Raw genomic sequence first — 22,833 nt, 5'->3', positions numbered from 1 at the left:
AGCCGGCAGAGGATCAGACGCCATGGAAGACCCGTTCCGCCGTCCTGCGTTCACCGCCTCCGTATTCTACGAAAATCCGCGCGCCGCGCTCGACTGGCTGGAAAAGGCGTTCGGCTTCGAGACCGTGATGCGGATCACGGATGCGGACGGCACGCTCGTGCATTCCGAGATGCGATACAGCGACGGGCTCCTCTATGTCGGGGCACCGTGGAACCAGGATTTCGCGGCGCCCGGCAAGACCGGCGGCAGGAACACGACCAACCTCCATGTCCGCGTGGCTGACGGCATCGAGGCACATTGCGAAACGGCGCGCGCGGCGGGCGCCGTCATCCTGCAAGAGCCGCAGGAGCAGTTTTACGGCGACCGCACCTACCGGGCCCGCGATCCCGAAGGCCATATCTGGACGTTCGCGCAGTTCGTGCGGCAGGTCGGCCGCGAAGAAGCGGAAAAAGCGACCGGACTGAAGATCGAGGCGCGGGATTGGCAGTAAGACCAAAGCCGTAGGCCGGAACAAAGTGGTGGGCTACCATGGCTCACTGGAATGCAATTGAACATCACTCGTGCCATTGCGCCACATCGCTGCGGCCCGGTGTACGAGGCATTTTGCCATGCGATTGCGGGGGGCAATGCGATGGCAAGCGACGAAAAACAACACGGCTTCAGTCTGGGTTGGTTCGCGTATCAGCAGATCGCCTCGATTCTGGGGGCGTGCTCGCTGCTGATATTCTGTGGCCACTATATCCATATCGACTGGTCCGGGATTTTCCAGGCGCTGATCCTGGCGTGGAACCAAACAGTCGTACCGGTGGTCCGTCTCGTTCTGGACGAAACCATCGTGGCGTTCCTCAAATGGGCCTTTCATTGGTCGATCGTCATTCCAGCGGCACTGCGCGATTATCTGACGGTCGGCATCGTACTGGGGATGGCGTTCGGGCGCGTTGTTTTCACGGCATGCAATGAATCCCGTTGCGACAAAGGGGACTATGCCGCCGCGATTATCTTTACACTGATTAACATCGTCCTCTGGCCGCTGGTAGTGGCCTATTACATCAAACTCCTGACCGAGTCCGATACGCGGATGAGCCGCGTGCTCTCGGTCTTTCTTCCGTTCCTTTATGCCATCGCCATGGTTGGTGCGAACTACTATCTGCACCACCAAACCTGACCTCAGCTATAGCCATCAGGTTTGGTGTCATGCCCGCCACTGCGAGCCACGACAGACAAATGGGAGCGGAGTGCCTCCTCCGTCCGGCTTTGCTGCGAGTCCGCGAAGATAATGTGCACTCAAAAGCAAAAGGGGGCGGATGAACCGCCCCCTTTTTTGTATGTAAGCCCCCTTCGATCCTTCGGATCACTTCCCCCACGGTCCATGTGCGGCGTCGACTATCTTGTGCCCGTGGGGGCAGAAAACGGAGGCGCCCGCGGGGGCAGAAACTAGATCTTCTGGTCGTACTCGCCGACTTCGGGGTGCTTCGACAGGCGGGCGTCGAGGTCCTTGAAGATCGCGTGCATGGCTTCGTCCGACGTCGGGCTTTCGACCACCACCACCAGCGACGGCTTGTTCGACGAAGCGCGCACCAGGCACCAAGTGCCGTCTTCCAGCGTCACGCGCACGCCGTTGACCGTCACGATCGAGGCGATGGCCTGGCCGAGGATCTTGCCGCCCTTGGCCTTGAGGTCCTCGTATTCCTTGGTGATCGCGGCGACGACATTGTACTTGGCATCGTCGGCGCAGTACGGGCCCATGGTCGGCGACGACCACGTCTTGGGCAGGGTCGCTTCGAGGTCTGACAGCTTCTTGCCGCCGGCGTGATCGAGCATTTCGAGCACCGCGATGGCGGCGAGGACGCCGTCGTCATAGCCGTGGCCGTAGGGCGGATTGAAGAAATAGTGGCCGCTCTTTTCGAAGCCGGCGGTGGCACCCAGCTCGGCGGTACGGCGCTTGATGTAGGAGTGGCCGGTCTTCCAGTAATCGGTCTTGACGCCGTTGGCCTTCAGGATCGGGTCGATGGTGTAGATCGCGGTCGACTTCACGTCGACGACGAACTGCGCGTTCTTCACCTTGGCCGAGAGATCGCGCGCCAGCAGCACGCCGACCTTATCGGCGAAGATCTCCTCGCCCTTGTCGTCGACCACGCCGCAACGGTCGCCGTCGGCATCGACGCCGACGCACAGCTCGGCGCCGTACTTCTTCACGGCGTCCGACATGGCATGCAGCATGTGCAGGTCTTCGGGGTTGGGGTTGTAATTCGGGAAGTTGTAATCGAGCGACGTGTCGACCTCGATCACATCGGCACCGATGCGGCGCAGCGCTTCCGGCGCGAACAGACCGGCCGTGCCGTTGCCGGTCGCCACCACCACTTTGATCGGACGCGACAGCTTGTGGCCCTTGGTGACGGCTTCGAGATAGGTCTCGATGAAATTCTCGACGAAGGTGTAGCTGCCGCCGGGACGTTCCTCGCCCTTGTTGTTGAGGACGATGTCCTTCAGCCGGTTGATCTCGTCGGGTCCGAAAGTGAGCGGCTTCTGGCAGCCCATCTTGACGCCGGTCCAGCCGTTCTCGTTGTGGCTGGCGGTGACCACCGCGACGGCCGGGCAATCGAGCGCGAACTGCGCGTAGTAGGCGCACGGCGTCAGCACCAGACCGATGTCGACGACTTCGCAGCCCGCCTGCATCAGGCCGAGGCAGAGCGCGTTTTTGATGGAAAGCTCGTAGGAGCGGTAGTCGTGGCCGGTGACCACGCGCTTGACGCCTTCCTGCTGGTAATAGGTGCCGAGGCCGAGGCCGAGGGCCTGCACGCCCAAGAGATTGATCTCTTTGCCGAACAGCCAGCGGGCATCGTACTCGCGGAAGCCGTTGGGGGTGATCAGCGGATAAATCTCGTTCTCGAAGGTGTTGGGCTTCAGGTCGGTACGGGGTTTCAGCATGGGATTATTGGTTTCCAAGGTGGCGGTCCGTTGTCTAACGCAATGCGGCCTTGAATTGAACGCCAAGTCGCGACATTCCCATGAAAGACCTCTATTTTACCGCGCATAAAGGTGGTACAATGTATTTTACATTTCGGGATTGATGAATGACGTCCGACCTCACCAATGCGGCCGAACGCGCGGCGATCGAGAAACTGGCCGCGGCCCTTGGGCTACCCGCCTTCGAACCCGGCTGGGTCTGGCTCGCAGGCGCCGGTCCCGGCGATCCCGGATTGATCACAGCGCTCGGACTTCATGCCGTAAGCGCAGCGGACGTGATTTTGTACGACGCCCTCGCCAATGAGGACCTGCTCAAGCTGGCGCGGCCGGGCGCGGAACTGGTGTTCGCCGGCAAACGCGCCGGAATGCGCTCCTGCAAGCAGACCGAGATATCGCGCACGCTGGTCGCTCTCGCCCACAAGCACAAGCGCGTGCTGCGGCTCAAAGGCGGCGATCCCCTGGTGTTCGGACGCGGCGCCGAAGAAGCCCTCGACCTCGCCGCCGCCGGCGTGCCGTTCCGCATCGTGCCGGGCGTGACGGCAGGGATCGGCGGGCTCGCGTATGCGGGCATTCCGTTGACCCATCGCGACACGGGACACGCGGTAACCTTCCTGACCGGTCATGGCGCCGACGGCAAACTGCCGGAGTTCGATTGGAATGCCATCGCGCACGGCTCGCCGACGCTGGTGCTTTACATGGCGACCAAGCACGCCGGGGTGATTGCGGAAAAACTGATCGCCGCCGGGCGCAACGCCGACGAACCTGCGGCCGTGGTCAGCCGAGCCTCCCTGCCCGACCAATCCGTCCAGACGACAACCCTCGGACGACTGGGCGAGGTGACCGCGGTCATGCCGGCGATCCTGGTGATCGGTAAAAATGTCGATTTGCGCGACGGCATGAACTGGCTCGCGGGCATACCTTCACCACCGCAGCCCATACCATTGGACCGGGCCGGCTGAGGCTTCCTTTTACATCCAATTAACAAGCCTGCGGCATAGTCGCGTCCGCTTAGTTGCGGGGAATTGCGATGCTGCAGACGCTGGACGACATCTCGTCGCCGCTGCCGCCGAACGCCACCTACGAATGGATCGATCCCAACGATCTCCACGCCGAACCGCTCCGGGCGGGTGTGCGGTGGTGGCGCAAAGCGCGCGGCGACCGGCCTTTTCCGGCCCGCGAAGATCTCAATCCGCGGGATATAGCGGAGCTGCTCGCCTACATGTCGCTGCTCAAAGTGATCGACGGCGGTGCCGATTTCGAACACCGCATCGTCGGCGACGTGATGGTGCAGGCGTTCAACGTGCGTATCCAGAACCGCCGCTTCAGCGACATCGCCTACGAAGCCCCCGAATTCATCGAACGCTGTTTCGAGATCTTCCGCCGGGTGGTCGACACCGGCGAACCGCGGGCCTGGCGCGCGGTCGAAGGCCGCGACTCCACCGCCGTCGTATTCCGGCATTCCGAAGTTGTGCTGCTGCCGCTGGGACACGAAAAGGTCAATCATCTCGTCGCCTTCTGCTGTCACGGCGAGGGCACACGCCCTGCGGCTGCCGCGTGAAAAGCGCCGCACCTCCGCCGCAGAGATTAACCCGCAATTAAAGGGCAAGCGCTTACAATCCGGCGCCCGAACGGAGAGATGGAATGGCCAAGGCCCAGTTCCACAAGAATCAGCGCGTCTACGTGAAGCCCGTGGGCACATGGGCTCTCGTCGAACGTGTCGTGCCGCACTGGACCAAAGGCCTCGATGAGCCGATCCGTGTCGTCTACGACTGCGGACTCGGGCGCGATTTCGTCGCCGAAGAACTGCAGCAGGAAGAACCCATTCCGGAAAAGCTGCAGTCGCAGAGCGAACGCTGGCGCGTCATCCGCGCTCGCAACAAGTGGCAGCCGACCGAAGACTGCTCGCGCCATCCGGTGCCGGGCACCTATCCGGTGGTCGTCACCGGCGAACAGGACTGGGGCGGCTGGCGCGTGCCGGGCGCCGAATACGATCTCAATCCGAGCCGCGTCGAGCGGCAGGCCCGGCTGATCGCCGCAGCGCCCGCGCTCGAACGCATCGCAACGGCACTGGTCGGCTGGGCACGCAAATCGGGCGAAGACATGCCGACCGAAGTAGCCGAATTCGCGCACGACGCTCAAGACGTGCTGACGCGCATAGAAACCGGAAGCTGAGACGCGGACATGGGGGCGGAGATGTCGCTGCAGTCTTTCACGAGATGCATTCCAGAGAGTTCCGTTTTCCATGACATCGCTTTCAGCAGTCTCGAAAGCGAGCCGTTGCGTCTGGGCTACGAGTACTGGAAGAGCAAATGCGGCGGCCGCCGCTTTCCGGCGCGCGAAGACATCCGGCCGCGCGAAATCGCCACGCTGCTGCGCTATGTGTCCCTCATCAAGGTCGACGGCGACGATTTCGTTTATCGCATCGTCGGCGACACCATCGTCATGAGCTACGGCGTGCCGTTGCAGAACCGGCGGCTGTCCGACCTCGTTTACGACGAGCCCGGTTTCGGCGCGTTCGTGATCCCGTTCCTGAGACAAGTCGCCGATACCGGCGAGCCGCTCGCCCGGCGCGGCAAGGTCGGCCGCGACGTGACCCGCGTGAACTTCACCCATTGCGAAAACCTGCTGCTGCCGCTCGGCGCCGATGACGCGACCGTCGACTACGTGCTGACCTTCTCGTCCTACGTCTCGCAGCCGCTGGGTTGAGTCGCGCAAAAACCGTAACGTCAGCGGGAGATTAGCGCCGGAACGAGGCTGCGCCCGGCCGCCCGCGCGCGCCTGCCCCCTCGCGAAAACCGGTTCCCACGTCTGGCCAAGCGATCTATACCGTGCCGCAGATTTTTGTCTTCACGCGCTTTCCCAAAAAGCGCTTTCGGAACGGACATTTCGCATGCGCACCGACGAACCTCACGCCATTCATCTCAAGGACTACCGCGCCCCCGATTTCCGCGTGCCGGAAGTCGCCCTCGACTTCTTCCTGGACCCGCAGGCGACCAGAGTCGCGGCCAGGATGCGCATGGTGCGGACCGGTGCCGCCGGCGCGCCGCTGGTGCTCAACGGCGAAGCGCTGAAACTGGTGTCGGTGGCGATCGACGGCCACCCCCTGAAGCCGGACCAGTACACGCTGGAGCCGGAACTGCTGACCATCCCGGACGTGCCGGACAAATTCATTCTCGACGTGGTGACGGAAATCGCGCCGGCCGACAACACGCTGCTGTCGGGGCTCTATACCGCCAAGGGCCTGTTCTGCACCCAGTGCGAAGCCGAGGGCTTCCGCCGTATCACCTATTTCTTCGACCGCCCCGACGTGCTTGCGGTCTACACCACCCGCATCGAAGCCGACAAAAAGCTCTATCCGGTGCTGCTCTCCAACGGCAATCTGATGGAGAAAGGCGATCTGGCGAACGGCAAGCATTTCGCGGTGTGGAACGATCCGTTCCCCAAGCCGAGCTATCTGTTTGCCCTGGTTGCCGGCGATCTCGGCGTTCTGGAAGATTCGATCGTCACCATGTCGGGCCGCACCGTCGATCTCAAGATCTTCGTCGAACACGGCAACGAGCCGCGCGCCACCTATGCGATGGATTCGCTGAAGCGCGCCATGAAGTGGGACGAAGAGGCCTACGGACGCGAATACGATCTCGACATCTTCATGATCGTGGCGGTGTCGGCGTTCAATTTCGGCGCCATGGAGAACAAGGGCCTCAACATCTTCAACGACCGCGTGCTTCTGGCTTCGCCGGAAACCGCAACCGACGACGATTACGCCCGCATCGAAGGCGTGGTGGCACACGAATACTTCCACAACTGGTCGGGCGACCGCATCACCTGCCGCGACTGGTTCCAGCTCTCGCTCAAGGAAGGCTTCACGGTGTTCCGCGACCAGGGCTTCTCCGCCGACATGCGTTCGAAGGCGGTGAAACGCATCGAGGACGTGCGCGCGCTGCGCCTCAGGCAGTTCCAGGAAGACGCCGGCCCCTTGGCGCACCCGGTGCAGCCGCAGAGCTACATCACCATCGACAACTTCTACACCTCGACCATCTACGAAAAAGGCGCCGAGGTCATCGGCATGCTGAAGACGCTGGTCGGCGACGAAGCCTATCGCAAGGCGACCGATCTCTACTTCAGCCGCCACGACGGCCAGGCCGCCACGGTGGAAGACTGGGTCAAGTGCTTCGAAGACGCGACGGGGCGCGATCTGGCGCAATTCCGTCTGTGGTACCGGCAGGCGGGCACGCCGACCATCACCGCGAGCGGACACTACGATGCCGCCAAGAAGACCTATGCGCTGACGCTCGCCCAAGCGCTGAAGCCGACGCCGGGCCAGCCGGAAAAGCTGCCGATGCACATTCCGGTGCGGCTGGGAATGGTGGGCAAGTCGGGCCGCGCCCTGCCCTTGACGCTCGAAGGCGACAACGCGCCGGGCCCGGAGGAGCGCGTGCTCGAACTGACGGCGCCGCAGCAGACCTTCGTCTTCACCGGTGTCGAAGAAGAACCGCTGGTGTCGATGGGACGGCGCTTCTCGGCACCGGCCGAGTTCCGGATCGAGCAGAGCGCCGCGGATCGCACCCATCTGATGGCGCACGATCCCGACAGCTTCAATCGCTGGGAAGCCGGACAGACCGCCGCGCGCACCGCGATACTGGCGATGATGAAGGGCGCCGCGCCCGATCCGCTCTATGTCGCGGCCATCGGACCGGTGCTCGAGCGTGCACTCGACGATATGGCGTTCGCCGCCAATATGCTGTCGCTGCCGCTCGAAAGCGAAATCGCCATGGCGATGGACGTGGTCGATCCCGACGCCATCCATGCCGCCCGCGTGGCGCTGATCCGCGCCGTCGCCGCGGCCCATCGCGGCGCCTTCGACGCGCTTTACGGCAAACTCTCCGACACCGCGGCGTTCTCGCCCGATGCGGCATCGGCCGGTAAACGGGCCTTGCGCAATGCGGCCTTGCGCTTCCTCACGGCGGCCGACGACGGTGCCGCGGCGGATCTGGCGGCGCGCCATTACCGCACCGCGACCAACATGACCGACATGGTGGCCGGACTGGCGGCGCTGGCGCGCATGACTTCGCCCGAAGCCGACAAGGCGTTTGCGCATTTCCACGACCGCTTCGCCAAGAACGCGCTGGTGCTCGACAAGTGGTTCGGATTGCAGGCGACGAGCCCGCGCGCCGATACGGTGGAGCGGGTCAAGGCGCTGATGAAGGATTCGCACTACGACCTCAAGAATCCGAACCGCGTGCGGGCGCTGATCGGCGCCTTCTCGGGCAACCAGCTCCGCTTCCATGCCGCCGACGGCTCTGGCTACACGCTGGTCGGCGACGTCATCCGCCAGCTCGACGGCGTCAATGCGATGGTCGCCGCGCGCATGGCCGGCGCCTTCGAGACCTGGCGCCGCTTTGATCCCGCCCGCCAGGCGCTGATGCGCGCCGAACTGGAAGCGACCCTGAAGACGCCGGGCCTGTCGTCGAACATGTTCGAAGTCGTGTCGAAGATGCTGGCCTAGAAGCCATCGCTATCTTCCAGCCATGGCGCGAGTGCCGTGGCTGGAAGAGGCCTCGATATCGGCAGCAAAAATTTCCGGATTACGAACACCGCGCGCAGCACAGCTTCGCGCGGTTTATTTTTCCGCATTCGCGCCGCCGCGCCGTGCCTGCCCTAACGGGAATGACAGGTCGATAAAATCCTCATCATCTGTGACCAAAAGCGGACCGAAATTCGAACCCTTCGAAAGTCTGCATACGAACTTTCGAACTCCTCGAAAACACCTACGTAGTTCATACATTTCGCCTTAATTATCAGGGCTTTTATCACAGCCGATTACTGCGGCGAGACGCCTCACGATTGCGGCAGAACAAACAATCCTGAAATCGGAAGCGTTGCAGACAAGCGTGTTTTCGCTTGGAAACACACGCTTTTTTGCACGGGCTTACGTGGCATTAGGGGATAGTACGAACGACGCGCGGTCGCGTGGCGCTTCAATAATTTGGAAGCGAAAAACAACCAACACTTCCACACGCAACCGAACGAGGCGAACCGATGCCTACCACTCCAACCCAGCAAGACGAAGTCGCATTCATCAGCGGCGTGAAAGCCGACGGGACGTTGACCCAGTATTCCTACTGGGGTTGGAATGGAAATACGCCGCCGACGTACAACACTGCCTACGTGAAGGCCGCAAAGTTCGGCGCCAATACCGCGGGCACCTCCGGCGGCACGGTCACCTACTACTTCGATCCCGGTTCGAAGTGGTCCGCCAGCGAGCAGTTCCAACTCTCCAGCGGTCTGGCGCTGTGGGCCGCGGTCGCCAACATCAGCTTCGTTCAGACCACCGACTCCACCAAAGCCAAGATCACCTTCCGGCGCGGCAGCGACGGCGGCGCCTACACCTACACGATCTACAACGCCACCAGCGGCGCCGACAAAGTGGGCGGCACGACGCTCGGCACCATCACCTCCTCGCCGATTTCGCTCGACACCCACCAGGCCTGCTTCTCGATCAGCGGCGGGCTCTCGAGCTACGGCGGTTACGGCGTCGAAACGCTGCTGCACGAGGAAGGCCATGCCCTCGGCCTCGGCCACGCCGGAGCGTACAACGGCTCGGTCAACACCTATTCGCAGCAATACAGCGCCTACGACAACCGCCAGTACTCGCTGATGTCGTACATCAATCCCGGCACCGCGGGCACCTACTCCTCGCAGGATCCGGTCTCCGGCACCAACTGGGCGGGCCATTATCCCACCACCTGGATGCCGCTCGACATCCTGGCGATCCAGCGGCTTTACGGCGTGGCCACCACGACGCCGCTCTCCGGCGGTCAGACCTTCGGCTTCAACTGCAACGTCGACGCCTCGATCAAGCAGTATTTCGACTTCACCGTGAACAAGACCCCGGTCATCACGCTGTGGGACAAGGGCACGGGCAACACGCTCGACATTTCCGGCTTCTCGCAGACCGCGTACATCAACCTCAATCCCGGCACCTACTCGTCGACCACCGGCATGACGCACAACATCGCCATCGCCTATGACACCAAGATCGACCGGCTGGTGTCCGGAAACGGCGCAACGACCGTCATCTGCAACAACGACGGCGACACGGTGATCGGCGGCTCCGGCAACGACACCTTCACCGGCGGCAGCGGCAACGACATCCTCACCGGCAACGGCGGCAACGATACGGTGATCTATTCCGGCAGCTTCTCCGCCTACACGCTGACCTACAATGCCGACGGCAGCTTGAGCGTCAGCGGCAGCGGCACCGGCACCGATCTGTTGTCGGGCATCGAAACCCTCAAATTCTCCGACAAGACCTACACCGTCAGTTCGGCGCCCGTCGTCACATCCCCGCCGCCGGTCACGACACCGCCGCCGGTCACGACGCCCCCGCCGGCCTCGACCGCCAAACTCGTCCAGCGCGACTTCAACGCCGACGGCAAGGGCGACATCCTGCTCGCCATCAACGGCAACACCTCGGCGCAGGTGTGGACCATGAACGGCACCACCCGCATCGCCGCGGCCAACTTCACCGCGCCCAATTCCAACTTCACCAACATCCGCACCGGCGATTTCAACGGCGACGGCATGAGCGATCTGATGTGGCAGAACGTGGTGACCGGCGCGATCCAGATCTGGACCATGAGCGGCACCACCAAGACCGCGACCGCATCGGTCTCCAATCCCGACGTGAACTGGCAAGTGGTCGCCACCGGCGACGTCAGCGGCGACGGCCGCAGCGATCTCATCCTGCAGAACGGCAGCGCGCTGCAGGTCTGGCAGATGAACGGCGGCACCGTGACCTCGGTGGGACCGGTCGCGACCGCGGCCCCGACCGGCTTCAAGGTGATTTCCACCGGCGATTTCAACGCCGACGGCAAAGCCGACATCCTGTGGCAGAACTCCTCCACCGGCGCACTCGAAATCTGGCAGATGGACGGCAACACGGTCACGTCCGACACGGTACTGTCGTCCAATCCGGGCAGCAGCATGAAGGCGATCACCACCGGCGACTTCAACGGCGACGGCAAGTCCGACATCCTGTTGCAGAACACCTCCACCGGTCAGGCGGCGGTGTGGTTCATGGACGGCTCGACCGTCCTGGCCTCGAGCGGCAACGTCTCGAAGAATCTCGGCTCGACGTGGAATGCGTGCGGCGTGGCCGACTACAACGGCGACGGCTTCAGCGACATCCTGTTCCGCAGCACCTCGAACGGCCAGTACCAGACCATGACGATGAGCGGCACGTCGGTGCTGTCGAACAGCGTCCTTTCGGTCAATCCGGGCACCGGCTGGCACGCGGTCGCCGGGTAATCCAAGTCCTTTTTGTGGGGCGCGCGGGCGGCTCGGGGAAACCTGAGTCGCCCGCGCCTCTTCACACCGACTCAAGCGATTCTCATAATCGCCCCAGCGCGAATCACCGGACCGCGCAGGACACGGGATTCATGGCGGGGCATACCATCGCGATACGGCCGATCTTCGCCACCACCCTGGCGAAAGTCGCAAGCGTGTCGACGCGCCATATCCGCCTCACCGTCATTCTCTGCGTGGTCGTGATCTCAGGCAGCTTCGCCGCGGCCGGATTGCTGCAATTCCGGCTCGAAACCGCCAACGCCAACCGGCAGGCCGCGTTCTTCGAAGCCAAGCGGGCCCACGACGTCGCCGCGATGGTGAGCGAGACGCTATCCCGCCAGCGCAAGATCGGCCGTCAGTTCGCCACCGGCGAGATTTTCACGCTGCCGCCCGATGTTTCCGCGATCACGGTCTCGGATGCCTTGGGCAAAGTTTCGGCCGCCATCGGCGAACCGATCGCCATGAGCGGGATTGCCGGGCTTGCGGTCGATCAACCGGTGGTGATCGGCGGACGCGGCTCGGCCACCGTGGTGTTCCGCCAAGGCATCGACATCATCGCCGTCCGCTTTCATCCGCTGGTGCCGCCGGGCGTGCTGAACCATCTCGAAATCGCCTCCGCCAGCGGCGCGACCATCGCGGGCGCGCCGATCAACGGCGGGACCATTGCGGCGGCGGTGCCGGCGTGGCCGCTGAAGGTGCTGGTGCCGCGCGAAAATCCGGACGCGCTCAACGCCTGGTATGGAACCCTGCCGCTGTATGTGTTCGTGATCCTGGGACCGGCTTTGGTCGGCGCCTGGCTCGCCGCCGTGTTCGTGCGCGAGTTCGAGCGCCGCGCCAAGGCGTCGGAAGCGATCCGCAACCTGCGCTCGACACGGCCGGCCGAAGCGCGCCTGTTGGTGCGGCTCGCCAATGCCGAGCGGGCGGCGATCGAAAGCCAGCGCTCCAAGAGCGAATTCATCGCCCATATGAGCCACGAACTGCGGACGCCGCTCAACGCCGTGATCGGTTTCGCCGAAGTGATCGAGCGCGGCTTCTACGGACCGGTAGGGCACAAGAAGTATATCGAGTACGCGCACGACATCGGCATGGCCGGACGCGCCCTGCACACCAAGGTCGGCGACATCCTCGAATTCGCCGATATCGAAGCCGGGCGCTATCCGCTGAAGCCCGAGCGCTTCGATCTGGTCGACGTGGTGGAATCCTGCGTCGACGAAAGCGCCGGCCGCGCCTTCTCGCGCCAAATCACGCTCAACCTGTTGCCGTCGGACGCTTCGCCGGTGTTCGCCGATCCGATGGCGGTGCGCCGGATCTTGACCAATCTATTGTCCAACGCCCTCACCTACACGCCGGACGGCGGACGGATCACGGTCACCATCAGCGAAGATGCGGGCGCCATCGCGGTCGCGGTCGCCGACAGCGGCAGCGGATTTTCCGACAGCGAACGGGCGGCCGCCGGAAAGGCGTTCCGCCGCTTCCAGCGGGCCGGCGTTTCGACCGGCACCGGATTGGGGCTCGCCATCGTGGTGGCGCTGGCGCGGCGCATGGGCGGCGCCTTGCGGCTCGAAAGCGAGCAAGGTCACGGCACGTCGGCCGAACTCAGACTGCCCAAAGCGCAGGATCACTGACCGTTGGAAGACGGGCCGTTGGAAGACGGGCCATTGGAGGACGGGCCGTCGGAAGGCGGGCCGTCACGGTGATCGTCGCCACGGCGACCGTCATCGCGCGGACCGCCGTCGTGACCGTGCCAATCGCGGCCGGGAAATCCGTGACCCTGCGACTGCCATTCGATCACCTTCTTGCGCTCGTCGGCGGTGAGCAACAGGCTGACGTCGGACGACATCTTCACCAGCTCCGCTTCCATCGCGGCGTCGGCCTTGAGCATGCGGGCGAAGGCCTTATCGAGCGCGGCTTTGTCGAGCGTGGGCGCAGCATAGAGAGACAGCACCTCGCGGCGCGCCGCCGAGGTTTCCGCCCGCAGCGCATCCATGTGCGCACGATGCGGCTGCAACGCGGCCCGGATGGCATCCTGCTTTTCGGGCACCACATGCATCAACCCGCGCGGTGCCAGGAGGAGCCGGATCTGCTGGCGCTCCATGTGCCCCGGCCTGCCGCTAAAGCCGCCCATCATCGGAGCCGGCGGATGGAAGGCGAAACGAAACACCGCCATGGCAATGACGCCGGCGAGCAGGAGATTGACGCAGATCGAAACGATCAGCGCCACGTTCCAATGCGACCGTTCGGGCGGAGGGATTGCGCTCATCTTACGGGTCCTTGTCGAAATCCATGACCGGCGCGGAATCAAGCGCGGCCGTCACCACCTGATCCGAGGTCGTGCTGTACGCCGTCGGGGACGGCACGAAGACACCGGCCATCAAGCCGACAGCCAGCGACAGCGCCAGGATCGAGGCGGGCTGCCACGCCGGTGCGCCCGGCCACAACCGCTCGCCGAACCGCCCGAGCCAGCCGGGGCGGCGAACCGCCAGCCGGTCGAAATCCGCGAGAATGCGCGCCTCGAGCCCGGCGGGTACCGCCGTCGTCGGCAAAGCCCTGAAGATGTCGCGCGCGAACTGCGCGTCGTTCCGATCGTTCTCGCTCATCACACCGCTCCGTCCCGCAAATGCGAGAGTTTGGTCCTGAGGGTCCGTCGCCCACGGGCCAACAGGGACTCCAATGCTTCAACGCTGATCCCGAGGATCTCCGCCGCTTCAATGTTGCCGCGCTCCTGGTAATGACACAGCAGGATCGCCGCCCGCTGGCGCTCGGGCAGATCCGCCAGCGCCGCCGAAACCTCGGTTTCCAAGGCCGCAACTTCCAGGCCCCGATCCGGGCTGTCGCCGCCATCGGGTACATCGGCCGCCGCTTCCAGCGGTTCCGTCGGCTTCTTGCGCAGCCGGTCGTAGCACTGGTTCAGCGTCACCCGGTACAACCAGGTCTCGAATTTGGCCTTGCCCGGCTGCCAGCGGGCGGCGTGGGTCCAGACCTTGAGAAAGGCTTCCTGGACGCAATCCTCGGCCTCGGCCTGGCCGGACAGCATCCGCCGCGCCAAAGCCAGCATTCCCGGCAGGTGACGCGCCATCAAAGCTTGTGCCGCCGTCCGGTCGCCCCGCCCCACGCGGACGACAAGATCGGTGTCCGGATCAACCACCATTTCCGGGTTCCACTGCCGCCCTCATCAAGACCTAAACGGCGGAGCCTTCGGGTTCCGTCGCGGCCGGATTCGGCAGGAAGGGTAATTCAACCGGACGGCAAATGCTGCCCCCGATGGTAAACGGGCCTTCGGGCGCGGGATCGGGCAAGGCCGCCATGGCGATCACCTGCTGCATAGCGGGAGAAAAGCGGCTGCCCAGCGTCCGGCCGACCGTCTCGGTGCCGTTCTGAACGGGCGTGCCGGGAGGCGGCGGCTCGCCTTCGACCAGGAAACCGGCCAACGCTGTAACGGGTCCGGCGGCCAGAACGCCGGCGCGGCCGTTGAACAGATGTGCCCGATCCACCAGCGCACTCAGGCCCAGCGCCTGCGGTGTCGGAACGGCGGCGAAGCCTTCGTGGGCGGGCGTGTAATCGCGCAGCGGATGCACGATGCCGCTTTCGATCTCGAGAATGTCGAGCGCGGCCTGCCCGGCCGGCATCAACGCAAACGGACGCCCGGCGGCGAACAGCCGGTCCCAGACGACCGGCGCATCGTCGGCACTACAGCCGATCGTCACGCCGAGGCCGAGCCGGGCGAGCGATACCGGCAGGCCGCGCCAATCAAGACGGCGCAGCGAAAGCGGCGACAGCCCAACCTCAAGCCCGGCGGCTTTGAGAATTTTCTCCGCAGCCGGGCCGATCAGCGCCAGCGCGCCTTCCATCCGGGTGCGATCCTCGACGCGAACGCGGTAAAGCCGGGCAGCGGCGTCGATCCAATCGATATCGTCGGCGGCGGAGACGAGCAGGAAGCGCGTGCGTTCGAGCCGGATCACCGTGCCCTGGCCGCGCACCGCGCCGGCATCGTTGAGCCACAACACCTCCATGGCCGCGCCGATCCCGAGCGCCGCCGCATCGCGGGTGAACAAGCGCGAGACCAGCGCGGGCGCCTGATCGCCGGAGAGTTCCACCCGCCAGTGCCACGACACGTCGCCAAGAACGGCGCCCAAACGCGCGGCGATAGCTTCCTCGGCGACGCTGCCGTAATGGGCGGCGAGCGTGAAGCGGCCGCGATTTTCCCAAGCGTTGAGGCGATTGGCTTCCACCGCGCGGGCATGGAACGGCGAGGCGTCGAGCGTCATGGCGTGCGCTCCCACTCTGCCGCGATCATCGCCGCGGCGATGCGGCCGGCGCGTCCCGACACGCACGGCACCGGCTCGGCGGCGGCGCCGCAGAGATAAAGCCCGCGCACCGGCGTCGCGATCCGTGTCCGCCACGGCTCGACGAGATCGGCAAGGCACAAGGCATCGCGCGGCGCCGGCGGCACGAAACCGAAAGCGGTGATCGCGGCGGCAACGCCCGGCACTTGGCGTTCGAGCATCCGCACCACCGCGGGCACCAGTTCCGCCGCGGCGGATTTCCAGCCCTCGGCCGGTGCCACCGGAACCGGGCGGATGCGGATCGAGAGAAGAATTTCCGGCGGCTCGCCGGGTTCGATCACGACGGCTTCGAGATACAGATCAGAGGGAATCCGCCCGGCCCGCGCTTCGGCATAACTGAGAACGACATTCTCCAGTCTCTCGCCGATGCCGTAGCGGGCGGGATGCGCCAGCGGCGCCGGACACGCCTTCAACGCCAGCACCAGCTTGGCCTCGCCGACTTCGGCGACGGTGGCGTATTTACGCGCGGCGGCAAAACCGGCGGCGCCCGGCGGCAAAAATTCGAGCAGCGTCTTCTTGCGGCTGAGGCACGACAGGACGGTGCGCCCTTCGACCGTCTCGCCCGAGGTCAGCACGGCGCCGCGGATCGCTTCGCCGGCGAGATCGAGACGGGCCACTTCGGCATTGAAGCGGATGTCGACACCGGCCGCGGTCGCCGCCGCTACCAGCGCATCGACCAGAATCGCGGGACCGCCGAGCGGAACCGCCACGGCGCCTTGCAGGCCGCACATCTCCTGCGCCGCCGCCCACGCCAGCACCAGCGCACTGCCCGGCGCCGAGGGATTGGTCGCCAGCGCATCGAAGGCGAACGCGGCGCGCGCGCTTTCGGATTCGAAATTCTCGTCGATCAGCGCCAAGGCCGAGGTCACCTGCAAACGGCGCAAGCGCGCGTAGGTCTCTTCGCCGGTCACCGCGCCGTCTTCCCACCACAACGAGCGCATCGCCCGCGCGAAGCCGAAATGGCTGCGGCGGAAGACGGGATAATGCGCGGCATCCTTGGCGCTCTGCCGCGCCAGGGCGCGCTCGGTTTCGTGCACGTCGCGCGGAAACGCGAGCGCCTCGCCGTCGCGCAAAAACGTGAGCGGCAGATCGCGATGGACGAAAACGAGGCGTTTGGTCAGCTCGAGATCCTTGAGCACGCGCGGATCGAGCGCCGAAAACGCGTGCGGACCGGCGGGAACGGCATAATTGCCGACCGGCACGCGATTGGCACAAACCCCGCCCGCGATGTCGCCGGCTTCGAGCACCGTCACCGCCGCGCCCGCCCGCGCGAGATAGGTGGCGGCGACGAGCCCGTTCACACCGGCGCCGATGACGAGCACCTCGCTCATGCGCCTCTCCGCAAATCGGTCATGACGGCGATGGCGGCGGCCACGCCCGAGGCGCAAGTCGCCAGCGGCCCGAGCGCCGACGAAGATCCGGCGAGATAAAGTCCTTTCACCGGCGTACGCGTACCGGCGCATTCGGGGAACGGACGGAACGACAGCATCTGGCTCGGCGACAGCGCACCGCCGTAGAGATCGCCTTCGGTGCAGCCGAGTTCGCTCTCGATATCGGGCGGAACGATCAGCGCGGCGGTGGTGATGCGTTCGAACGTGCCGGGAAATACTTCTTCGACCAGCTTCAGCGCCCGCGCCTGCAATACGATGCGCTTGTCGCCGTTCCACGGGCCGTCGAACGGCTCGCGCGGAATGGCGCTGAGCGTCACGGTCAGAACCGCGGCGCCGTCCGGCGCGAGGAACGGATCGACCGCCGAGACCAGGCGCAATACGGCGGGCGGGCGATCCGGAATCATGCCGCCGGCCCAAGCGCGCACCGCTTCGCCGTAATTCGCCGCAATCGGGATCGGGCGGCGCAAAATCTCGGGGTCCTTGACCGCGGGCGGCGCTTCGAGCGCCAGCAGCAGGCGCGCAGTGCCGGGCGCGGCACGGAAGGCGGCGATGCGGTCGACCAGCGGCCGCGGCAGCTCGTTCCAGGCAAACAGCGTCAGAAAGGTGCGTTTGAGATCGAGCGTGGAGACGATGGCGGCGGCGGCAATCTCGCGCCCGTCGGAGAGGCGGACGGCCACCGCGCGGCCGTGACGGCGGCGGATGTCGGTCGCTTCGACGCCGCAAACGAGTTCGGCGCCCGATTCCTCTGCCGCACGCCGCAAGGCGCTGCCGAGCGTGCCCAAGCCGCCGCGCGGCAGACCGCCGGGCGAACCGGCCAGCAGCGCCAGCGCGCCGCGATCGGGATCGCCGAGGCCTTCACCGCCGCATTCGATGCCGCCGCGCGTCGCCAGTTCCTCGCCCGGCCACGGCGCCTGCCGCCTCCGCGGGAACCCGAACAGCGGCCGCGGCTTGGCGGCGTCGGCCAGCACGCGGGCGATCACCGCCTCGCGCGTCGCCGCGACGGTGCCGCTCGTTGCCGCCGCCGGCGTCAGAATTGCGCCGCGACGGGCCAGTTCGAGATCGCGGAAGATCGCGGGCGGGATCGCCGGCAGTTCGTCGGCGAACGGCGATGCGGAAAATCCGGGCGCGAACGCCCGCGTCACGCAGCGTCCGCCCGGCTCGGCCAAGCGCTCGACGACGAGCACATGGCGGCCGCGCTGAGCGAGCGTGGCGGCACATGCCAGCCCTTCCGCTCCCGCTCCGATGATGCAGACGTCGTATCGCAACGAAGGATTCCCGCCGATCCGGCCCCATTATGGCAGAGCGCCGTCGAGAACACAGTTAACCGTCGGTGGATGCAAAAAATAAGGGCGGAACCGGTTGCCCGACTCCGCCCGTATATGAAACTCGCGCTTTGAGGCTGATTACAGCACGCCGCGCTTATGTTCACCGATCACCAGACGGCCTGGATTGAACGCCGCCTTGAACACCGCCAGTGCTTTGCGAGGTTCGGCGTCTCCACACATGAAGACATCGAAAGCCGCATAGCCCCGTTCGGGCCAAGTATGAACGCTGATATGGCTTTCCGCGAGAACGGCAACACCAGAAATGCCGCCGCCGTCGCAGAACGTATGCAGGTGAATGTGCAGCAGGGTTGCCCCCGCAGCCTTCACTGCATCGATCAGCGCCGTTTCAATCCGATCACGGTCGTCGAGACCCTCGGCGTCCCATAGATCAATTATCAGGTGACTTCCCGCATAGGTCAGTCCGTTACGCGTGATGAAGTGGTCCTTGCGGTCCTCATCCCCAGGGGGAATAGGAACCGGAACGGTCTTCGCCGAAGCGCGAGCGCGAGGCGCTTTTGCTTCTTTGATCGCCGCTACGAGTTCGAGTCGAGCCATTCTGGCACCTACCCTCTCAGAGCGTTGACACCTGTGCCCCCCGCCTCGCGACGGTGAGCGCCTCAAGAAGAAAGCGGCCCGACGGAAGGCCGTCGTGCCGCTCTGTCCTCCGAAGAGAACGCGCGAAATATAGGAGGGTCCCCCCCCGACGCAAGAAATTTATGACCCCTGGGGGAAAAAAAGTGCCGCGGGCCCAAAGGGGTTGGCGCGTGCAGGCGAGTCGAAGCCTGTCACAATGGCGGCGAAAAGACGGCGGGCTTTCGTCCACAGGCATTCGAGCGCACTTGGGCGAGCGCGCTTGGGCCAGCGTGCTTGGGCGAGTGTGCTTGGGCGAGCGCCGCTGAAGCCGCGGTTGGTACGTTGCGCGTCTGACCAAGGCGAGCAACGCCGCTTGCACCCGTGGCCACTGGGACCTAAAAGCCCCCGCCCACTAGTGTTATCGCGCTTTCGGACGGAAAACCGGGCACCACTTTTCCCGAAAGCGCTCCTGTTTCGGAGGAAATCATGGCCAGCATCAAGGAACGCCTGCACCGGGGCTACGCCCAGACGATGGAGCTGAAAGGCAAGCCGCTGGCCGACGAAAAGAGCCAATATCAGCGCATTAAGATCTTCGACACGATTGCGAACGGCCGCGTCATGACCCTCGACGGCGTGGTTCAGATCACGACGCGCGACGAATCCGCCTACGCGGAAATGCTGACCCATCTGCCGATGCTGGAACACGGCAAAGTGGAGCGGGTGATGATCGTCGGCGGCGGCGACCTCTCCATCGCCGACGAGGCTCTTAAGCATAAGTCGGTCAAAGAAGTCGTCCTGGTCGACATCGACGGGCGCGTGATCGAGCTGTGCAAGAAGCACTTCGCCGACATCAACGCCAAGGCCTTCCGCGACCGCCGCATGAAGGTGGTCGTCGCCGACGCCTTCGAATATCTCGCCCGCCCGGAAGCCAAGAACCGCTTCGACCTGATCGTCGGCGATCGCCCCGACCCGATCGGCCCCGGCAAGGCGCTGTTCGGCGAGACCTTCTATGACCGTATCAAACGCGCGTTGAAGCCCGGCGGTTTCGCCACGTTCCAGACCGGCGTGCCGTTCTACCAGCCGGAAGAGATCACCGACGCGCTCAAGGAGCTTCAGGCCCACTTCCCGAAGTCGGGCCTCTATCTGACGGTGGTGCCGACCTACATCGGCGGCTTTATGGCCTTGTCGTGGGCCGGCAAAGGCGCCCGTCTCGGCACGCCCGCCGGGATCAAGAAGGCGGCGCGCGCCTACAAGCGGCTCAAACTCAAGACCGACTATTACAATCCCGCCATCCACGCCGCCGCTTTTGCGCTGCCGGAGTGGATCGCGCGGCTGGTGCCGTAAGACACACCTCCACGACTTTGCAGAAACGCCCGGCGGACGGACAGTTCGTCGGGCTTTTTGTTGGCAAACCGGCCGTCATCGGCGTTCATCGGTTTTCCGGCCGGACGTTATCGGCTCCAGGCCGTGTCGGATCGGACTGCCATCGGGCTTCTTGGCGGGGTCACCCCGAACCAAAGGAAGCCCCTATGTTCCGTACCCTTCTTTTCACCGCCGTCGCCGCCGTCGCTCTGACCGGAGCCGCTCCCGCCCAGCCGCCGGCGCAACTGCGCGGCGATGCCGTGGTCCGCTACGACGATCTCGACCTCGGCCGCGAAGCCGACGCCCGCACGCTGCTGAAGCGCCTGGAAGCGGCGGCCGAGAACGCCTGCGGACGCCGTCCGTCGCTGCGCGGCAACCGTCCCGGCCTCGAAACCTTCCTCAAAGCCGATTTCCACGACTGCCGTGCCGCCGCGATCAACAACGCGGTCCTGGCGCTCAAGGCACCGGTGGTGACGAGGCTGTTCGCCCAATCCGCCGCGCATCAGCCGAACCAGATTGCCAACCGTTGAGTGATTGACGTCCCCAACAGGTGGCATTCCTTGCGGGTGGAGCTTGGCTCCGCCCGCATTTTTTATGGCGACAGCCTCTTGCAGACCGGCGCCCGCTCGGTGGAACAGAAATCCGGCGGACGGGTGCGCCAGTACTGCAACAGCCCTACCCGCTCGACCACCGCGGCAAAGCGCGGATCGGCCCGCATCGCGGCGGTTGCCGGAATGAACAGATAGCGGGTCGACGGCAGCTCCGGATTGGCGAGCCATTTGTGCACCAGGCTCTCGCCCGGCGCCGGACGCTGATCGGGATAGGCTTCGCCGGCGATACGGAAGGCATCGTCCTGGCGGCCGAGCATGCTGAGCGCAACCATACAACTCCACCAGTCGTCGCCGGGCCTCACGCAATCGCGCGCCACGGCCGCGATGTCGGCCGGACGGCGGCTGTCGAGCGCCGCGACAATGCCGCGCCAGCGTTCCGCCCGTGCCGGCGGCAATTCGGCGAGCACCGCTGCGAGTGCTTGGCGTCCCTGACGGTCGCCGCTCTGGAACGCCGCCGCTTCGAGCGTGAGATCGCGGAACACCTGAGAATCGGGCCACAGGCGGCGGGCTTGCGGCAGCAGTGCCAGCGCCCCGGTCGCATCGCCCGATCCGAGCAACCCGCCGATCCGGCGGTCGTGCGAATTGATGTTGAAGGCAAAGCGTTCGTAGGTGGACCGGGCGCTGACCTCGGCGTCGCGGAAACGGCCGGCATCGTTCAGGATCCAGGTGAGGAATTCGCCGAGATAGGAGCCCGGTGTGATCGCCAATCCTTTGCGGATGTGCGCCTCGCGCTCGGCCCAGGAGAAATGCGGCGTCGCGGCCGCGAGCACGGGATAGCTGTCGCCCATGTCGGGCCTGAGCCGGATCGCACGTCCGGCGGCGTCACGCGCTTCGTTGACGTATTGCAGTTTGCGCGCACCGCGGCTGGCGAACACGAGATTGATCGCATCCCATGCGAAGATGCGCTGCACCACGGCATCGTCGGGATTGGCGGCCGCCAGCTCCCGCGCGGCCTGATAGGCGGCAAACACGTCGCCGCGCTTCTGCAACTCGAAGATCCGCAGCATCGCCGGCGCGTTCTTGTCGCTCCAATGGGTTATGTCGGAACCCCAGGTCACCGATGCGATGTAAGCGGCCACGCAATCGGGCATGTCGGCGGCGCGATCCGCGGGACTGTCGAAGGTTCGCGCGAACACGGTGAGGCCATGGGCGGCATCGTCGAGACGGACGCTGACCCGGACGCGGCCGTCGCGCCGCACCACTTCGCCGTCGATCACATACATGGCGCGCAATTCGCGGGCGGCCTTTGCCTTGGCGGCGCCGCGGTATTGGAAACTGAGCGACGGCGGCACGATCGGCCCGCCGGACCCGCTCAGCGTTTCGGCAATGGTGGTGGCAACCTGATCGCCGAACAACTGTGTTTCGCGATCGGAGGACAGCGGCGTGAACGGCAGCACCGCCACCACGCGCCGCAGCGGCGCCCGCACCACCAGTTCCTTGACCGGCGTCGCCAACAGCCACACCGCGGCACCCGCAGCGATCACAAGAGCGGCAGCAAGCGCGAGCCAGATCGATTTGCGGCTTCCTTTGCGGCGCGGCTGGGCCGGAGCTGCAGCTTCGCCCAACACGTTCAAGCGATAGCCGACGCGGGCGATGGTCTCGAGTTCGAAACCGCCGAACGCGTCCGCCAGCCGCCGCAAGCGCCCGGTACAGCGGTTGATGGCATCGTCGCCGACGGCGCGCCCATCCCAGCACTGATCGATGAGATCGTCGCGCGTGACGATCTCGCCGCGACGAACCGCCAGCGCCACCAGCACCTGCATCACGCGCGGTTCGAGAATCTCACGTTGGACGCCGAGCGCAACTTCGCGCGTCGCCGGATTGACCTCCACCGCACCCAAGGCGAACGCCGGTTCGCGGCTGAGATCGATCCGCACCTTTGCGGTGGCGGTCTGGATATCCATAACGGCTC

The 22,833-nt window shown here is 65.1% G+C and carries 20 protein-coding genes; 11 read left to right on the top strand and 9 right to left on the bottom strand.

Going from position 1 to position 22,833, the window contains the following annotated elements:
* Positions 1-22: 22 nt before the first annotated feature.
* Both FHS84_RS19975 and FHS84_RS19970 read left to right on the top strand, forming a co-directional pair.
* Positions 23-490, top strand: a complete 468-nt coding sequence (locus tag FHS84_RS19975) for a VOC family protein (RefSeq protein ID WP_166937306.1) — start codon at positions 23-25, stop codon at positions 488-490.
* Between the two features lie 51 nt (positions 491-541).
* The gene (locus FHS84_RS19970; protein WP_166937305.1) at positions 542-1,165 is read left to right on the top strand and encodes a hypothetical protein; all 624 of its coding nucleotides are present in this window, start codon (positions 542-544) and stop codon (positions 1,163-1,165) included.
* 269 nt (positions 1,166-1,434) lie between these two features.
* Here FHS84_RS19970 and FHS84_RS19965 read toward each other — a convergent pair whose 3' ends face one another.
* Positions 1,435-2,928: a phosphomannomutase/phosphoglucomutase gene (locus tag FHS84_RS19965; protein WP_166937304.1), complete on the bottom strand. Its 1,494-nt coding sequence runs from the start codon at positions 2,926-2,928 to the stop codon at positions 1,435-1,437.
* A 146-nt stretch (positions 2,929-3,074) separates the two neighbouring features.
* On the opposite strand from FHS84_RS19965, the gene cobA reads away from it, so the two are divergent.
* From cobA to FHS84_RS19930, 7 genes are all read left to right on the top strand, one after another.
* Positions 3,075-3,926: a uroporphyrinogen-III C-methyltransferase gene (gene cobA / locus FHS84_RS19960; RefSeq protein ID WP_166937303.1), complete on the top strand. Its 852-nt coding sequence runs from the start codon at positions 3,075-3,077 to the stop codon at positions 3,924-3,926.
* 68 nt (positions 3,927-3,994) lie between these two features.
* The gene (locus tag FHS84_RS19955) at positions 3,995-4,525 is read left to right on the top strand and encodes a PAS domain-containing protein (protein ID WP_166937302.1); all 531 of its coding nucleotides are present in this window, start codon (positions 3,995-3,997) and stop codon (positions 4,523-4,525) included.
* Between the two features lie 83 nt (positions 4,526-4,608).
* Complete coding sequence (locus tag FHS84_RS19950) at positions 4,609-5,139, top strand: hypothetical protein (RefSeq protein ID WP_166937301.1); 531 nt, start codon at positions 4,609-4,611, stop codon at positions 5,137-5,139.
* 21 nt (positions 5,140-5,160) lie between these two features.
* Entirely contained in the window at positions 5,161-5,673 is a 513-nt protein-coding gene (locus FHS84_RS19945) for a PAS domain-containing protein (RefSeq protein WP_166937300.1), read from the top strand.
* A 184-nt stretch (positions 5,674-5,857) separates the two neighbouring features.
* The gene (gene pepN, locus FHS84_RS19940) at positions 5,858-8,473 is read left to right on the top strand and encodes an aminopeptidase N (RefSeq protein ID WP_166937299.1); all 2,616 of its coding nucleotides are present in this window, start codon (positions 5,858-5,860) and stop codon (positions 8,471-8,473) included.
* 533 nt (positions 8,474-9,006) lie between these two features.
* Entirely contained in the window at positions 9,007-11,277 is a 2,271-nt protein-coding gene (locus FHS84_RS19935; protein WP_166937298.1) for an FG-GAP-like repeat-containing protein, read from the top strand.
* A 131-nt stretch (positions 11,278-11,408) separates the two neighbouring features.
* Entirely contained in the window at positions 11,409-12,941 is a 1,533-nt protein-coding gene (locus FHS84_RS19930; RefSeq protein ID WP_166937297.1) for a sensor histidine kinase, read from the top strand.
* Here the strand turns inward: FHS84_RS19930 and FHS84_RS19925 are convergent.
* The 7 genes from FHS84_RS19925 to speD form a co-directional block, all read right to left on the bottom strand.
* On the bottom strand, positions 12,935-13,576 hold the full coding sequence (locus tag FHS84_RS19925) for a periplasmic heavy metal sensor (protein WP_166937296.1): 642 nt from the start codon (positions 13,574-13,576) through the stop codon (positions 12,935-12,937). The genes FHS84_RS19930 and FHS84_RS19925 overlap by 7 nt on opposite strands.
* 1 nt (position 13,577) lies before the next feature.
* On the bottom strand, positions 13,578-13,913 hold the full coding sequence (locus FHS84_RS19920) for a hypothetical protein (RefSeq protein WP_166937295.1): 336 nt from the start codon (positions 13,911-13,913) through the stop codon (positions 13,578-13,580).
* Positions 13,913-14,464: an RNA polymerase sigma factor gene (locus tag FHS84_RS19915; protein WP_166937294.1), complete on the bottom strand. Its 552-nt coding sequence runs from the start codon at positions 14,462-14,464 to the stop codon at positions 13,913-13,915. The genes FHS84_RS19920 and FHS84_RS19915 overlap by 1 nt, the downstream gene beginning before the upstream one ends.
* A gap of 31 nt (positions 14,465-14,495) precedes the next feature.
* Positions 14,496-15,581, bottom strand: coding sequence for an aminomethyl transferase family protein (locus FHS84_RS19910; protein WP_166937293.1), 1,086 nt, complete (start codon positions 15,579-15,581; stop codon positions 14,496-14,498).
* Positions 15,578-16,990 (bottom strand): phytoene desaturase family protein, encoded by a 1,413-nt coding sequence (locus FHS84_RS19905; RefSeq protein ID WP_166937292.1) that lies wholly within the window; start codon positions 16,988-16,990, stop codon positions 15,578-15,580. The genes FHS84_RS19910 and FHS84_RS19905 overlap by 4 nt, the downstream gene beginning before the upstream one ends.
* Positions 16,987-18,315, bottom strand: a complete 1,329-nt coding sequence (locus tag FHS84_RS19900; RefSeq protein WP_166937291.1) for a phytoene desaturase family protein — start codon at positions 18,313-18,315, stop codon at positions 16,987-16,989. The genes FHS84_RS19905 and FHS84_RS19900 overlap by 4 nt, the downstream gene beginning before the upstream one ends.
* A 138-nt stretch (positions 18,316-18,453) precedes the next feature.
* Positions 18,454-18,930 carry an adenosylmethionine decarboxylase gene (gene speD / locus FHS84_RS19895; protein WP_166937290.1) on the bottom strand — a complete coding sequence of 159 codons (477 nt, stop codon included), beginning with the start codon at positions 18,928-18,930 and terminating at the stop codon, positions 18,454-18,456.
* A gap of 504 nt (positions 18,931-19,434) precedes the next feature.
* On the opposite strand from speD, the gene speE reads away from it, so the two are divergent.
* Entirely contained in the window at positions 19,435-20,292 is an 858-nt protein-coding gene (gene speE / locus FHS84_RS19890; protein WP_166937289.1) for a polyamine aminopropyltransferase, read from the top strand.
* 185 nt (positions 20,293-20,477) lie between these two features.
* A complete protein-coding gene (locus FHS84_RS19885; protein WP_166937288.1) occupies positions 20,478-20,840 on the top strand; it encodes a UrcA family protein in 363 nt (120 codons plus the stop codon).
* A gap of 62 nt (positions 20,841-20,902) precedes the next feature.
* On the opposite strand, the gene FHS84_RS19880 is transcribed toward FHS84_RS19885, so the two are convergent.
* On the bottom strand, positions 20,903-22,825 hold the full coding sequence (locus FHS84_RS19880; RefSeq protein WP_166937287.1) for a winged helix-turn-helix domain-containing protein: 1,923 nt from the start codon (positions 22,823-22,825) through the stop codon (positions 20,903-20,905).
* Positions 22,826-22,833 lie beyond the last annotated feature (8 nt).

This window comes from Rhizomicrobium electricum (genome assembly GCF_011762045.1).
Taxonomy (GTDB): domain Bacteria; phylum Pseudomonadota; class Alphaproteobacteria; order Micropepsales; family Micropepsaceae; genus Rhizomicrobium; species Rhizomicrobium electricum.
Note: the sequence above shows the minus strand (reverse complement) of the source record. Positions and strands in the feature narration are given on the sequence as shown.

Bases quoted from the DNA above. Each gene is read 5' to 3' on its own strand.
- FHS84_RS19975 (WP_166937306.1), top strand. From the start codon at position 23: ATGGAAGACCCGTTCCGCCGTCCTGCGTTCACCGCCTCCGTATTCTAC.
- FHS84_RS19970 (WP_166937305.1), top strand. From the start codon at position 542: ATGCAATTGAACATCACTCGTGCCATTGCGCCACATCGCTGCGGCCCG.
- FHS84_RS19965 (WP_166937304.1), bottom strand. From the start codon at position 2,928: ATGCTGAAACCCCGTACCGACCTGAAGCCCAACACCTTCGAGAACGAG.
- cobA (WP_166937303.1), top strand. From the start codon at position 3,075: ATGACGTCCGACCTCACCAATGCGGCCGAACGCGCGGCGATCGAGAAA.
- FHS84_RS19955 (WP_166937302.1), top strand. From the start codon at position 3,995: ATGCTGCAGACGCTGGACGACATCTCGTCGCCGCTGCCGCCGAACGCC.
- FHS84_RS19950 (WP_166937301.1), top strand. From the start codon at position 4,609: ATGGCCAAGGCCCAGTTCCACAAGAATCAGCGCGTCTACGTGAAGCCC.
- FHS84_RS19945 (WP_166937300.1), top strand. From the start codon at position 5,161: ATGTCGCTGCAGTCTTTCACGAGATGCATTCCAGAGAGTTCCGTTTTC.
- pepN (WP_166937299.1), top strand. From the start codon at position 5,858: ATGCGCACCGACGAACCTCACGCCATTCATCTCAAGGACTACCGCGCC.
- FHS84_RS19935 (WP_166937298.1), top strand. From the start codon at position 9,007: ATGCCTACCACTCCAACCCAGCAAGACGAAGTCGCATTCATCAGCGGC.
- FHS84_RS19930 (WP_166937297.1), top strand. From the start codon at position 11,409: ATGGCGGGGCATACCATCGCGATACGGCCGATCTTCGCCACCACCCTG.
- FHS84_RS19925 (WP_166937296.1), bottom strand. From the start codon at position 13,576: ATGAGCGCAATCCCTCCGCCCGAACGGTCGCATTGGAACGTGGCGCTG.
- FHS84_RS19920 (WP_166937295.1), bottom strand. From the start codon at position 13,913: ATGAGCGAGAACGATCGGAACGACGCGCAGTTCGCGCGCGACATCTTC.
- FHS84_RS19915 (WP_166937294.1), bottom strand. From the start codon at position 14,464: ATGGTGGTTGATCCGGACACCGATCTTGTCGTCCGCGTGGGGCGGGGC.
- FHS84_RS19910 (WP_166937293.1), bottom strand. From the start codon at position 15,581: ATGACGCTCGACGCCTCGCCGTTCCATGCCCGCGCGGTGGAAGCCAAT.
- FHS84_RS19905 (WP_166937292.1), bottom strand. From the start codon at position 16,990: ATGAGCGAGGTGCTCGTCATCGGCGCCGGTGTGAACGGGCTCGTCGCC.
- speD (WP_166937290.1), bottom strand. From the start codon at position 18,930: ATGGCTCGACTCGAACTCGTAGCGGCGATCAAAGAAGCAAAAGCGCCT.
- speE (WP_166937289.1), top strand. From the start codon at position 19,435: ATGGCCAGCATCAAGGAACGCCTGCACCGGGGCTACGCCCAGACGATG.
- FHS84_RS19885 (WP_166937288.1), top strand. From the start codon at position 20,478: ATGTTCCGTACCCTTCTTTTCACCGCCGTCGCCGCCGTCGCTCTGACC.
- FHS84_RS19880 (WP_166937287.1), bottom strand. From the start codon at position 22,825: ATGGATATCCAGACCGCCACCGCAAAGGTGCGGATCGATCTCAGCCGC.